The 13,656-nt window shown below is 60.0% G+C and carries 12 protein-coding genes; 7 read left to right on the top strand and 5 right to left on the bottom strand.

The annotated features are described in order from the left end of the window. The first annotated feature begins 108 nt into the window (after positions 1 to 108). The gene (locus AC1RL4_RS19035) at positions 109 to 1,284 is read left to right on the top strand and encodes a XylR family transcriptional regulator (RefSeq protein ID WP_028941371.1); all 1,176 of its coding nucleotides are present in this window, start codon (positions 109 to 111) and stop codon (positions 1,282 to 1,284) included. A 105-nt stretch (positions 1,285 to 1,389) separates the two neighbouring features. Here the strand turns inward: AC1RL4_RS19035 and AC1RL4_RS19030 are convergent, their stop codons facing one another. After that, complete coding sequence (locus AC1RL4_RS19030; protein ID WP_028941372.1) at positions 1,390 to 2,166, bottom strand: nucleotidyltransferase domain-containing protein; 777 nt, start codon at positions 2,164 to 2,166, stop codon at positions 1,390 to 1,392. A 355-nt stretch (positions 2,167 to 2,521) separates the two neighbouring features. Between AC1RL4_RS19030 and AC1RL4_RS19025 the strand changes: the two genes are divergently transcribed. Then, positions 2,522 to 3,505, top strand: coding sequence for a GlxA family transcriptional regulator (locus AC1RL4_RS19025; protein WP_230175093.1), 984 nt, complete (start codon positions 2,522 to 2,524; stop codon positions 3,503 to 3,505). Between the two features lie 84 nt (positions 3,506 to 3,589). Here the strand turns inward: AC1RL4_RS19025 and AC1RL4_RS19020 are convergent, their stop codons facing one another. The 3 genes from AC1RL4_RS19020 to AC1RL4_RS19010 form a co-directional block, all read right to left on the bottom strand. Then, the gene (locus tag AC1RL4_RS19020) at positions 3,590 to 4,516 is read right to left on the bottom strand and encodes a sugar ABC transporter substrate-binding protein (protein ID WP_019580225.1); all 927 of its coding nucleotides are present in this window, start codon (positions 4,514 to 4,516) and stop codon (positions 3,590 to 3,592) included. 217 nt (positions 4,517 to 4,733) lie between these two features. Then, positions 4,734 to 5,522 (bottom strand): TIM barrel protein, encoded by a 789-nt coding sequence (locus AC1RL4_RS19015; protein WP_019580226.1) that lies wholly within the window; start codon positions 5,520 to 5,522, stop codon positions 4,734 to 4,736. After that, on the bottom strand, positions 5,519 to 6,541 hold the full coding sequence (locus AC1RL4_RS19010; protein ID WP_204124026.1) for a Gfo/Idh/MocA family oxidoreductase: 1,023 nt from the start codon (positions 6,539 to 6,541) through the stop codon (positions 5,519 to 5,521). The genes AC1RL4_RS19015 and AC1RL4_RS19010 overlap by 4 nt, the downstream gene beginning before the upstream one ends. 194 nt (positions 6,542 to 6,735) lie before the next feature. Between AC1RL4_RS19010 and AC1RL4_RS19005 the strand changes: the two genes are divergently transcribed. After that, a complete protein-coding gene (locus AC1RL4_RS19005; protein ID WP_230175022.1) occupies positions 6,736 to 8,751 on the top strand; it encodes a sigma-54 interaction domain-containing protein in 2,016 nt (671 codons plus the stop codon). Between the two features lie 60 nt (positions 8,752 to 8,811). On the opposite strand, the gene AC1RL4_RS19000 is transcribed toward AC1RL4_RS19005, so the two are convergent. Continuing rightward, the gene (locus AC1RL4_RS19000) at positions 8,812 to 9,861 is read right to left on the bottom strand and encodes a substrate-binding domain-containing protein (protein ID WP_230175020.1); all 1,050 of its coding nucleotides are present in this window, start codon (positions 9,859 to 9,861) and stop codon (positions 8,812 to 8,814) included. Between the two features lie 182 nt (positions 9,862 to 10,043). On the opposite strand from AC1RL4_RS19000, the gene AC1RL4_RS18995 reads away from it, so the two are divergent. Genes AC1RL4_RS18995 through AC1RL4_RS18980 form a run of 4 tightly spaced genes read left to right on the top strand, consistent with a single transcriptional unit; the run spans position 10,044 to position 13,623 of the window. Next, positions 10,044 to 11,156 carry a fatty acid desaturase family protein gene (locus tag AC1RL4_RS18995; protein WP_230175019.1) on the top strand — a complete coding sequence of 371 codons (1,113 nt, stop codon included), beginning with the start codon at positions 10,044 to 10,046 and terminating at the stop codon, positions 11,154 to 11,156. A gap of 36 nt (positions 11,157 to 11,192) precedes the next feature. Next, positions 11,193 to 11,513 (top strand): MocE family 2Fe-2S type ferredoxin, encoded by a 321-nt coding sequence (locus AC1RL4_RS18990; RefSeq protein WP_019648621.1) that lies wholly within the window; start codon positions 11,193 to 11,195, stop codon positions 11,511 to 11,513. Positions 11,514 to 11,531: 18 nt separating this feature from the next. Next, positions 11,532 to 12,773 (top strand): NAD(P)/FAD-dependent oxidoreductase, encoded by a 1,242-nt coding sequence (locus AC1RL4_RS18985; RefSeq protein WP_230175017.1) that lies wholly within the window; start codon positions 11,532 to 11,534, stop codon positions 12,771 to 12,773. A gap of 1 nt (position 12,774) precedes the next feature. After that, complete coding sequence (locus AC1RL4_RS18980) at positions 12,775 to 13,623, top strand: sugar phosphate isomerase/epimerase family protein (protein WP_230175015.1); 849 nt, start codon at positions 12,775 to 12,777, stop codon at positions 13,621 to 13,623. The last annotated feature ends 33 nt before the right edge of the window (positions 13,624 to 13,656 follow it).

Genomic DNA, 13,656 nt, shown 5'->3' with positions numbered 1-13,656 from the left:
AAAATCACCAACAGCGGGTGCGATTTTGCGTATTGAGATTCGCCGTCTGCACGCCTAGTCTGTGCAAACCGCCTCCGTGACAAGGGGCTCGGAACAAGCCTGAAAACAATGAAAACCGTACCGCCTGTTCACCGCATCGCACTGTTGTTCAACGGGAGCAAGATCTATGACCGCGGCATCATCAGCGGCATCGGCAACTACCTGAGCAGCACCCGCGCGTCCTGGGACCTGTTCCTGGAAGAGGACTTTCTCTGTCGGTTGAAAGGGATCGAGCGCTGGCAAGGTGATGGAATCATTGCCGACTTCGACGATCCGCTGATTGGCGAGGCGCTGGCCGATATCAAGTTGCCCGTGGTGGCGGTGGGTGGTTCTTATCAGGATGAACGGGCCTATCCCAAAGGGATCCCGTACGTCGCTACCGACAATAACGCACTGATCACACTGGCTTACGCGCACTTGATCGAGGCAGGGCTGCAGCGTTTTGCCTGCTTCAGCCTGCCTGAAGCGCAGGCAAATCGTTGGGCTCAGGAGCGGGAAAAATCCTTTCGACGACTGATGCAACGTGACGGCTTGCACGCCGAGGTCTATCGCGGCATGGGTACCAGCGCACCGCTCTGGGACAGCGCCGTCGAACAACTGATCGCCTGGCTCCAGAGCCTGCCCAAGCCCATTGGCATCATCGCCGTCAGTGACGCCCGCGCCCGGCAGTTGCTGCAAGCCTGCCTGACCGCCGGAATCGCCGTACCGGAGCAGGTGGCGTTGATCGGCATCGACAACGACCCCCTGACACGCTGCCTGACCCGGGTCCCCCTGAGCTCGGTCATCCAGGGCACCGAAACCATGGGCCGCACCGCCGCGCAACTGCTGCACCAGATGCTGCACGGCAAGCCGTCCACGGGCACGCACATCCTGATCCCGCCTGATGCAATCAACGTGCAGGTGTCGAGTTTGCACCAACCTTTGGGCAACCCCTACGTCATGCAAGCGCTGCTGTTTATCCGCCAGTATGCCTGCCAGGGCATCAAGACGGCGCAAGTGGCGGCTTATGTTGGCGTGTCGCGCTCATCGCTGGAGTCGCACTTTCGCACTGTGCGAGGCTGCAGCGTGCACGACGAGATTCTGCGCTTCAAACTGGCGGCCGCCACCAGCGGCCTGGAAAATACTGACACAGCGATTGCGGACGTTGCCCGTAATTGCGGTTTCAAATCCGCTCAATATCTACACACGGTGTTCCGTCGCGAGTTTGGATGTACGCCCCGTGAATACCAGCAGGGCGCAAGATAACGATGCGGGGTGCAATTGGTCGATTGTTGTGTGGTGCGAAGGGCTGGATTCAACTGGTCGATACAACACTCCTTCTACCTGTTGAATCCACAGTCCAAAGCGGACCTAACCGGTTTTTGAAGTCATCCAGGTCAAAAAATTATGGAGCTGAGTCGTAAACTCTTTTGGCTTAGCGTACGGGTTCCTGGCCTGGGACAAGAAAAAAGATATCTGCATTCTCATACACGGGTAATGCTGAACAAACAGCTCGACATGCTCTTCCAGTGTTTGCGGCCACATCAGGTCCTGTTCAGAGCGAAGTACTTGAGTTGACCGGATGAGTTTGCGCGAAGCTTCGCGTTGCAAGCGTAGCGATTGCGTCGGTGTGGTCGCCTGATCAATAAGATCGGCATATCGGGTCAGTACGGATTCAAAGTCACCATTCACGGCAATGGCGATATCACGCGACGGCTTGAACCGGTCGAAGCGTTTGGTCAGATCATTCCCCCATAAGCAACGACAGTGATGCTTGAGCCAATACCCCCAGCTCAATCGATTGTCAGCCGCCAACACTTCAGAGCGACTACCGATGTCGAAATCGATCTTGATGACTTCGGTATGCCGACTTTCCAGCATGCGCCTTTTCGACTCCAGCATTTCGAGACTCTGCGACGTAGGAGGGCTGTGCAGAACAAGGGTTAGGTCCAGGTCAGAAACCTCCGGGACAGCATCGCCCCTAGCGACGCTGCCATAAAGATAAACCCCGTCCAGCAGAGGTTCCGAGCGAGCGAGCGTCATGCAAACGTCCACCAGTAAATCCTGAAATTGTGGCTGCACCTCGACGTTGGGCACGGTGAGGATATAACCGTCTGCATCAATGCCACGAGGATGGAATCGCTCCATGAAGCCGTCCGTGAGTTGTGTTCAGAGAGGTACTTTAACAGAGCCAATAGTGACTGCTTTTGACCCCGAGTATGTCAAAGTCCTTGTTAGCCGCTTTCCACTCCGGAATGTTTTGCTCTACTCAACCATCACCCGGGATCTGCCGGCGTTCCAGCAGCTTTATGATGAACGCCTCTCCACGCTGCCTAACGTCCAGCGCCTGACAAAGACCCGCTTCGTCAGGGCTTTCAACTGGCTTGATCGGTCGCATAATGGTACTAGGGCTTTTTGCGCTTCTACAGTTAGCATTAGGCTTTATCTACGCAGTAACCGAGTGGGTCGAACATTGATCGAACGACGTCAATTCAGCGGAGGCATGAAGGGGAAAAATCTCCGCTATCTGAATGAAAACCCTGATGAGCCTGCTCGTATGACCCGGGCAGGCTTTGTGTTGCTCGAGCATTTTTCGCTGCCCGCGTTCACCCAGGCACTGGACACCATTGTCACCGCGAATCTTCTACGACCCAGGCTGTTCTCTTCGCGGACGTTCGGCTTGAACGACGGCGAGGTCATCAGCGATCTGGGCCTGGTCATTCGGCCGGATGCACGTCTGGATGCTTCAGCCGTTCACGACCTGGATCTGCTGGTGATTTGTGGCGGCTACAGGACAGAGCTCAAGGCTGATGATGAGTTCATCAGCCTGTTGCGAATGGCGGCGAACCAGGGTGTCTGTCTGGCCGGGTTGTGGAATGGCGCATGGTTTCTGGGCAGCGCAGGTTTGCTCGATGGGTATCGTTGCGCCATTCACCCCGAACATCGCCCCGCACTCGCGGAAATCTCCAAGGCGACGCAAGTCACCAGTGAACCCTACGTCATTGATCGCGACCGCCTCACCGCGTCCAGCCCCTCGGGGGCATTTCATATGGCGCTGGACTGGATCAAGGGCCTGCACGATAAAGCCCTCGTCGAGGGGATCGAGGACATTCTGGCGTTCGAGGAGTCTCGCTATCGGCGCATCAAACCGGCCGAAAATATCTGTGTGAGCGCGCCCTTGCGCGAGGTGGTCAAGCTGATGGACGCCAACCTCGAAGAGCCTCTGGAGCTGGAGCAACTGGCGGCCTATGCCGGTCGTTCCCGGCGGCAACTGGAACGCTTGTTCAAGGAGCAACTCGGTACAACGCCGCAGCGGTATTACATGGAACTGCGGATCACCGAAGCACGGCGACTGCTCCAGCACACCGAACTGTCCCAGGTCGACGTGTTGGTGGCCTGTGGCTTCGTGTCGCCAAGCCATTTCAGCAAGTGCTATAGCTCGTACTTCGGGTACAGACCTTCCAAGGAAAAGCGGCTCGTTAAGTAAGGACTTTCTTGCGAGTCTGCGTACCTGGCTTCCGGCCCGATTGCTGCCCCGTCCCGCAGGGCAGCCATCGATCGGCTTTTGACGCTATTTGTAATGCTGCTCAAACATCGCCACCTGATCCGGCGTGATCAGCTGAAAGGGTACCCAGACATCCGCTTCGACCGGCTCGCCCTTGATCATCTTGATGGCCGCTTGTACCGCGCTGATCGCCTGGGCCTTGGGGTCTTGAAAGACGGAGGCGACCAGCATCCCGCGCTTGATCGCCGCCAGGCCGTCGGGCAGGCCATCAATGCCGACAATCGCAATCTCGCCCTTGGCTTTGCCGGCTTGCTGCAGTGCCATGGCCGCGCCGATGGCCATCTCGTCGTTGTTGGCGACGATGGCATCGAAGCCAGTGCCAGCCAGCAGCCAATTGCTGGTCAGGTCCATGCCTTTGTTGCGCTGCCACTCGGCACTTTGTTGTTCGATGATCTTGATCCCGGGGTAGTCCTTGAGCACCTGTTTGACCCCTTCGGTGCGGTCGTGCGTGGAGTTCTGCGCGAGGTCGCCCATGATGATCGCGATGTTGCCTTTGCCCCCCAGCTTGTCGGCCAGGTAGCGCATTTGCAGTTGCCCGGCCTCGATGTCATTGGACGCCACCGTGACCACGCCTTTGGGCAGCACGCGTTCGTCCGGGTGGCGGTTGACGTAGACCAGCGGAATCTTCGCCTCGACGGCTGCGCGGGTCATGTTGGCGGTGGCGGCGGTGTCCACGGGCAGGACAATGACGGCATCCACCTTCTGGCCAAGAAAACCCTGAACCTGATTGAGCTGGCGAACCACATCGCCCTGGGCATCCTCGAACTGGATCTGTACGTTCTCCTTCCTGGCAGCGTTTTCCAGGCCGCTGCGTACATAGGTCATGAAGTTGTCGTCAACCCTGGCAATGCTGACGCCGATGCGATAGTCGGCGGCGGCCCATTGGCTGACGAGCAATAACAGCGTGGCAAATAGAAGTGTGCAGCGACGCATGATGGTTTTCCTTTTGTTGTTATGAGAGATCCAAAACGTAGGGGCTGGTTACGCTGTAGCAGCTGTCGAGCCCCAGCGAGGCTGCGTTCGGCTGCGCAGCAGTCGTCAAACCAGAAGTCGCGGTGCGTCAGGCACACCGCGTCAGCCGGATTCACGACGGCTTCGCCGTCGAACGCAGCCTCGCAGGCTCGGCAGCTGCTACAAAGAGAGCGACATTTCAATCAAGCGTGAAGGCTTGCCGAAAACGCTCAAGTGCCGCTTCGCTGTCGCCGCTGGCCCAGCCCTCGAGCCCGACGACCCCGGTGTATCCCATGCCGAACAAGGCCTTGGCAATGGCCGGATAATGGATTTCACCGGTGCCGGGCTCCATGCGGCCGGGGACATCGGCCACCTGGATTTCGCCGATGGCGTTGCCGGCGCGCTGGATCAGTTCGATCAGGTTTCCTTCGCCGATCTGGGCGTGATAAAGGTCCAGGTTCATCTTCAAATGCGGGCTACCCACGGCCTCGATCAGCGCCAGGGTATCGTCGGCGCGAGCGAAGGGCGTGCCGGGGTGGTCCACTTCGGTATTGAGGTTTTCCAGCAAGAACACTCGGCCCGCGTCTTCGCCCAGGCGAGCGATTTTTTCCAGGGTCTTGCAGGCGCTCAACCACATGCGTCCGGTGGTGTGGGCCACGGGTTTGACCGGCAAGCCTTTATCGCCCAAGCCAGTGCCATGCAGGTTGAGGCTCGGGCAATTCAGTTGTGCGGCGACGGCCAGCGATTCCCGTGCGCTGTCGAGCAGGTGCTGGATGCCTTCGGGGTCGGTCAGGTTGCCCGAGATGTAGCCGGTCATGGAGGTGAAGTCAGCGCCGGTGGCGACCAGGGCCGGAATGTCTTTCTTCGTCCAGTCCCAGAGTTCGGCGCTGAAGCCCAACGCGTGAATGCGTTTGACGCGTTCGGTGAACGGCAGGTCGAGGAACACCATCTCGGCACTGATCGCCAGTTTGAACGGGATGAAACTCATGAACGGGCTCCTTGCACGCGCACTGCTTTGCCCTGTTGGACGGACTCGATACACGCGCGGGCAATGGTCAGTGCCGCTCGGGCATCTTCACCGCTGGCCAGTGGTTTTTCACCGGTGCGCAGGCAGTCGACAAAGTGATTGAGCTCGGCCACATAGGCATCCCGCAACAGGTCGGTGTCCATGCGTTGGGTGTCGGCCTGGATGCCATTGGCCAAGTAGCGCACCAGGTCTGAGTCACTGACGCTGCCCATGCTCAGCATGCCGGCACTGCCGAACACTTCCCCTCGAACATCGTAGCCATAAACGGCCTGGAAATTGGCCTCGGCCGTGGCGATGGCGCCGTTGTCGAAACGGATCGTGACCACGGCGGTGTCCAGAAACCCTTTGCTCTTGTAGTCCGGTGCAATCAGCGCATCGGCCATGACATAAACTTCGACCGCTTCGGCACCGGGATTGAGGTAGCGCAGGGTATCGAAGTCATGGATCAGGGTTTCGAGAAAAATCACCCACTGCGGCGAAGCGGCCGGATTGTTCAGCGCCGGATCGCGGGTCAGTGAGCGCAGCAGTTGCGGCGTACCAATACGGCCGGCGACCACGTCCAGATGGGCGGTGCGGAAGCTTTTGGCAAAACGACGATTGAAGCCAACCTGCAGCGGCACGCGGGCATCGGCGGCTGCGGCGATGGCGCGGTCGGCCTCGTCGAGGGTAATGGCCATGGGTTTTTCACAAAACACACCTTTGCCGGACCGGGCCGCACTGATCACCAGTTCGGCATGGCTGCGGGCGGGGGCGGCGATCAGGACGCCGTCAATTTCCGGGTCATCGAGCAGTTGCTGTGGATCGGTATAGACCTTCTGCACCCCCAACTCTGCCGCCAACCGAGCGGCCTGGCCGGGGGTAGGGTCGGCGATGGCGGCCAGGCAGGCGCCGGGGATGTGCCGGGCGGCCGTCTGGCCGTGAAAACTGCCCATGCGACCGGCGCCGATGAGGCCCAGGCGGATGATCTTGGACGTACTCATGAATTGACTCCCTTTTATTGTTGTTCAATGACTTGGCCGCAGGAATGTCCTCGGCTGGCATAAGCCTTTGAGCAAGCGCTGTGCCAGTATTTAAGTCATTGATATTCAAAGTATTAATCAATATTTTTTGAAAGAAGTGTTCATTCTCAGGACATGTCTACACTGACATGTCAAAAACATGAACATGGAAGCGGATGTCGATGATGGTCAACCCACAGGTAACAGCCTTCAGCGCGCAAGACCTCGATTACATCACCGCTCTCGGCCCCGCGTCGTTGAACGAAGGCTCGATCGCCGCGCTGGAACAGGCCTGGCTGGCGTGTCTGAACGGGCGCACCGATCGACCTGTCGGGGTCAGGCAGGTGATTTGGGATTCCTGGCGGCGCAGCGTCGGCACCGGCCTCGATCCTGAGGATGGCGAATATCGATTTGTTGCTCCTGCCGTTCTGGCCGCGACGCTGGCGGCCAATCGCACGTTGATTGCAGCGGCGGCGCAGGTCATGGGGGGATTGCTGGCCTACAACCCCAGGGGCCATATCAACCTGACCGATGCTCAAGGCACGACCCTGTATTTCTGTGGCCTGGACCTCACACCGGTGGGCAGCCGATTGCTGGAGTCGGTGCAGGGCACCAACTGCACGGGGCTGGCGCTTGCCGAAGATCGCTTGGTGTATGTGCTGGCCGAGGAAAACTTTGCCAGCGGCTTGCGTCGACGGCGCATGCACTGCGCCGCCGCGCCGATCAGGGATGCGCAGGGCAGGACGCTCGCCATGCTGACCCTGACGGCTGAGCCGGGCTGGTTTCATTTTCATACGCTGGGCACCGTCCAGGCCGCGGCCGAAGCGGTCTCGCGGCAGATGGCGCTGCAGAGCCTGCTGGAAGAACAACAAACCGTGCTTGAAGTGCTCAACGAGGGACTGGTGGTACTGGATGAGCAGGGCTGCATCAAGGCGCTCAACCGTTATGCCCGGCAATTATTCCGCGTGGGCCAGGATCTGCTCGGCAGCCCGTTCCGTCGTCTGGGGCAAAGCGAACTGACCGATAAGATTCTGCTGCATGGCGGGGAAGGGCTACGAGATCTGGATTGCACGTTTGAACTGCATGATCGCAGCCATTTGGCGTGTCTGGTGTCGGTGTGCCCGCTGGAGCAGGGTGGGCGGATTGTTTCGTTGCGTGAGAACCGGCGCATCCGCGAAATTACGCGCCGGGTCATCGGCACTCAAGCCAGCTACACCTTCGAGACCATTCAAGGTAATTCGCGAGCGATACAAGACGCCTTGCGCCTGGGACGGATCGCCAGTCGCAGTGAATCGACCACGCTGATTCTGGGTGAGAGCGGTACCGGCAAGGAGCTGTTCGCCCAGGCGATCCATAACGCCAGCGAGCGTTGCGACGGTCCTTTCGTGGCGGTCAATTGCGGAGCCATTCCGCGCGATCTGGTGCAAAGCGAACTGTTTGGTCATGTCGAGGGTGCCTTCACCGGATCGGCCCGTGGCGGATCTGCCGGGAAGTTTGAGTTGGCCGATGGCGGAACGATCTTCCTCGACGAAATCGGTGACATGTCTTTCGATGCTCAGGTCAGTCTGCTACGGGTCTTGCAGGAAGGCGAGGTGACGCGCGTGGGGGCGAAAAAATCGCAGCAGGTGGATGTGCGCATCATCGCCGCCACCCACCGCAACCTGAGCCAGGCGGTGGCCGATGGCGCTTTCCGTGAGGATCTTTACTACCGGCTCAACGTCCTGAATCTGACGGTTCCGCCGCTGCGGATGCGCCGGGAAGATGTGCCCTTGCTGGCGCGACATTTTCTCGGTCGTTGCGCGCGGTCATTGCGCAAATCGGTGCAGGGCATCTCGCCAGAGGCGCTGGATATTCTTTCGGCCTACAGCTGGCCGGGTAATGTTAGGGAGCTTGAAAACACCATCGAGCGCGCAACCAATCTGGCGATGACCGAGATGATCCAGCCGGGTGATCTGCCACTTGAAATCAAGCAAAGGCTGCGGCCATCGGTGCCGGGAAGTGTGCCCGAACCCCGGGCTGCGCTGGACCTTGGCACCCATGAAATGAACGCGATCATCGCCGCCCTCAAGGATGCCCGAGGCAACATCCGCCTGGCCGCCCGGCAACTGAACGTTTCTCGTGGCGGGCTGTACAACAAGATGAATCGGTTCGGGCTGAGTGCCGATGCTTTTCGTGCGAGCACCGACCTCTGACAGGCAGCACCCCTGTGGCGAGGGAGCTTGCTCCCTCGCCACAGGTTCAGTGTTTCACTGTCAGCTTCTAGCGTTCTCTGAGGTAATGATCTGCAACGGGATATGCACCCGATGCCGGAGCGGATCGAAGTCCGGCGTGGTCTGTAACTCGACCAGCAAGTCGACCAGCGCGGCCGCCAGCAATCGCGGCTGGGAGTCGATGACCAAGTCGATCAACCCTTGATCCAGGGCTTGTCGCGACAGCTCGGTCGACTCCTGCAGGATGCAACACAGCGACGGCCGTTTCGGCAGCTGTGACAGGGCCCGGATGATGCCGTCGCCGCCACCGCCGACCACGCACAGCCCCCGCAAATCGGCATGGCGGGCGATGAGTTCCAGCGTCGCCTCTTCGGTGACATCGCAGTTGTCCAGGTTGATCACCGCTTCGAGTAGCCGCAACCCCGGTGCGCGCTCCGCCAGGTAACTGCGCAGCCCCTCGACCCGAGCCTGATGACCAAGAAAACGATGGCCGCCGAGCAATACGCCGACGCTGCCCTTGCGTGCACCGCAGGTGTGAGCCAGCAGCCAACCCATGGTGCGCCCGACCTCATGATTATCCTGACCGATGTAAGGTTCTTCTGCCGCCTCATGGATGTCCGACAGCAGGGCGATCACCGGCACGCCTGCGGCTCTGATCTGCGCGATGGCGGCATTGATCAGCGGGTGAGCGAAGCTGACCACCGCCAGGCCATCGCACTGCACCGCCAGTTGTTCGATCTGGGCAATGATGGCGCCGGGTGTGCGATCGAAGACGTATTCGAACTGGCAGCTCAGGTTCGCGCCGGTCTGACGCTGTGCCGCCTCGGTGATGGCGGCGGCAACGTTGGCATAGAACGCCTGGGCAGTACCGAGCAGCAGGATGCCGAAACGATAGCTGGGACGACGTTCGCGAATGCGCTGGCCGATCAGCCGGGCGGCGAAATAACCGACCGCTTCGGCGGCCTGGAACACCTGCTCGGCGGTGGCTGGGCTGACCGGAGCCCGGGCGTTGAGCACCCGGTCCACGGTGGCGACACTCAAGCGAGCGTGCTCGGCGACGGTGGCGATGGTTGGGCGTTTATTGTTGTTCATGAGGGCCCCGAAAGCGCTTTGATAGAAAACTATCAAGCTGTACTGGGCCTGGATGATAGCTTGATAGGGAATGTATTCAAGGGCTTGAGGGGGATTTGCGCGCTCCCTATATTTTCTCCAGCGATGCCATCCCGCATCGAAAGCAAGTGCTTAAAACCATCAAGCTTGCGGAGAACAATAAAATGCCCGAACACAACGCAGCCTTTGAAAAAAACGATAAACCCGTGCCAAGGGATTATCGATTGACCGGTCCCGAAGCCGCCCGAGCGGCGCAAAAAGGTTTGGTATCGGCAACGTGGTACCAATCGCCTATCTCCCGTAAACGCATGAAAGAATTGATGCAGCGTCGCGATGGCCCGGCCCTGCGTGATACCGCCATCTGGCTGTCGGCGATGGCTGTGACCGGCTTCGGTGGCTACTGGTTCTGGGGCTCCTGGGCCTGCGTTCCGTTCTTCTTCGTCTATGGGCTGCTCTATGGCACCGCGTCCAATGCCCGTTGGCACGAAACGGGTCACGGTACGGCGTTCAAGACCCGCTGGATGAATGATGCGGTCTATCAGCTGTCGAGCTTCATGTTCATGTTTGAACCCCAGGTCTGGCGCTGGAGCCATGCGCGGCATCACACCGACACCATCATCGTCGGTCGCGATCCGGAAATCGTCGAGCCGCGTCCACCGAGTCTGATCATGATGGTGCTGAGCCTGTTCAGAATGCCTTACGCGTTGAAGACGATGGGGTCGGTTTGCCGGCATGCGGTAGGGCGCATGGGTGAAGAAGAGCAGACCTTCATCCCCGAATCCGAATGGCCCAAAGTGGCGCGAGACGCACGCGTCTGGCTGGTCATCTATGGGCTTGCCGTGGGCACTGCGCTGTATCTGCAGAGCTGGTTGCCGCTAATGTTGATCGGTCTTCCGACTCTCTATGGCGGTTGGTTGTCTTACCTGTTCGGCCTTTCGCAGCATGTCGGCCTGGCGGAGGACGTACTCGATCACCGCAGCAACTGCCGCACGATTTACATGAACCGACTGCTGCGTTTCCTGTACCTCGACATGAACTATCACCTGGAACATCACATGTATCCGATGGTGCCTTTTCATGCACTGGCGCAGCTTCACGAAGAGATCCGCCACGACTGCCCGCCGCCTTACGGCAGCCTGTCCGAGGCCTTCAAGGAAATCATCCCGACTATCTGGAGGCAGCGCAAAGACCCGAGCCATTTCGTCTGTCGTCCTTTGCCACAACGCGCAGCATCGGCCGCCGCCGTCCAGGCAGAGCCTGAAGTAACGCCGGCCTGACACCTTCCTGTCTGTACCACTACTAGAGAAAACGCCATGACCGATCAATGGATCGATGTATGTGCCGTGGGCGATATCAACGAAGAAGACGTCATTCGTTTCGACCATGGCCCGCACACCTATGCCGTCTACCGCTCCGCCGACAGCGAGTTTTTCGCCACCGCGGGCCTGTGCACCCACGAGTCCATTCACCTGGCCGATGGCCTGGTGATGGAGCATGTCATCGAGTGCCCCAAGCACAACGGACGTTTCGACTACCGCTCCGGCAAAGCCCTTGGCGCACCGGTGTGCGTCAACCTCAAGACCTATGAGGTCCGGGTCGAGGCGGGGCGTGTCCTGCTGGCCATCACGGTTTAACTGCATGGAGTCTGTGCCATGAGTCTTGCCAATGCTCCACTGGTCATCGTCGGCGCCGGGCATGCCGGTGGTCGCGCGGCCCTGACCCTGCGCGACGAAGGTTATAGCGGTCGCCTGATCCTGATAGGTGACGAGTTTCACCCGCCCTATGAACGTCCGCCGCTGTCCAAAGGGTTGCTGCAAGGCACGGTCGATCTGGCGGGTTACAGCCTGTGCGATAGCGCTCGGCTCGCTGAACTGGACATCGAACACCTGGCCGGCAACCCGGTAAAAGGCCTGGACCCGCAACAGCATCGTCTGCAATTGGCCGACGGCAGCTGGCTGCATTACGCCCGATTGTTGCTGGCGACGGGAGGGCGTTCGCGCAGACTCGCTTCGGTGCCCGAGCATCTGCGCAATGTGCTTTATCTACGCACCCATGACGAGGCGTTGGCCCTGCGCGCTTCGTTGCAGCCCAACACTCGGCTGGTGATCATCGGTGGCGGCTTCATCGGCCTCGAAGTTGCGGCGACCGCCCGAGCCTTGGGCTGCACGGTGACCTTGCTCGAAGCGGGACCGCGCCTGGCGGGGCGGGTGTTGCCGGAACGGTTGTCCAGCGTTCTGTTGGAACTGCATCGCAGCCAGGGCGTGGACGTGCGGTTGAACGTGGCCATCGAGGCGGTGCAGGGCGCGATTCACGTTGAGTCCGTACAACTGGTCGACGGCCAGTTGCTGCCCTGTGACCTGGTGGTGGTGGGCATCGGCATGCAACCCAACACCGAATTGGCCATGGCCGCCGGGCTTGAGGTCGGCCAAGGCATTCGCGTCGATGCGCAACTGCGCACCAGCGCGCCGGACATCTTTGCGGCGGGGGATGTCTGTGAATTCCGGCTGCACCCGCAAGGGGCTTTCCAGCGACAGGAAACCTGGCGCAACGCCGAAACCCAGGGCCGCCACGCCGCCCTGAATCTGCTGGGCGGCGAGCTGCCTTTCGAGGTCGTTCCCGGTTTCTGGTCCGATCAATACGACTGGGGATTACAGACCGTAGGCGTGATTGCAAACACAGAACCCACGGTAAGCCGGACAACCCCGGGCGGCGGTTTCCTGCTGTTCTACCTCGATGCCGAGCAGCGTTTGCAAGGTGCTTGCGGCTGGGGCCAGGGCAATAGCGTCGCCAAGGACATCAAGTTATGCGAACGACTGATCGCTTCGCATAACCCCCTCTCGGTAGAGGCTCTGGCCGACGCCGAGGTATCGCTTAAACAACTGCTGAGGAACTGACATGCGCGAATTCCTGGTCTTCCAGTCCCTTTGGGCCATGCAAGATCACCGTGGCCAATGCGAGCTTGCGCTGGAAGCGCAACTGGAGAAAATCGCCGCCGCCGGTTTCGACGGAATCACCGACCATTTCTGGGTGGCGAACCATGCCGCACGCTTGCATGCCGCCGCCAAGGCGCAGGGCCTGCAAATCGAGGGTCAGGTGTTCCCCCGCACCGTGGATGATCTGGCGGCAGCGATCGACGTCGCGTCCCGCTACGGCTGCCACCATCTCACGCTGCAAGCTGACGTCCGGCCACGCACGCTGGCGCAAGCCATCCAGTTGATCGAGGGGTGGCAGCGACTGGCCGAGCAGGTGGACTTTCCGATCCTGCTGGAAACCCACCGTTATCGCCTCACTAGTGACCTGTTGTTCACCCTCGACATTCTCGCGCAAATGCCCGATCTCAAACTGTTGGCCGACTTGTCCCACTATGTCGTGGGCCGCGAACTGCCAGAACCGGCTACGGCCGAGGACGACGAACAGATCCAGACCATCCTGCGCAATAGTTGGGGGTTTCACGGCCGTGTCGCCAACAGCGAACAGGTCCAGGTGCCTTTGAGTTTCGCCCAGCATCGACCCTGGCTGGAACGTTTCCTGGGCTGGTGGCGCTATGGGATCGAGGACTGGCTGGCTCGACCGGACACGCCCACCAGCCTGTCCTTCACCTGTGAACTCGGCCCGCCACCCTATGCCATCACCGGGGCCGACGGACGCGACATCACTGATCGCTGGGCCGAGGCGTTGATGCTTAAGGAATTGATGCGTCAGGTTTGGAGTGACTGCCGGGGGCGACCTCGCGATGGCCTCTGATTGAGGCAGCGGCATATCAGGGGCACTATATTT

Source organism: Pseudomonas sp. GW822-FHT07A10 (genome assembly GCF_058798795.1).
Note: the sequence above shows the minus strand (reverse complement) of the source record. Positions and strands in the feature narration are given on the sequence as shown.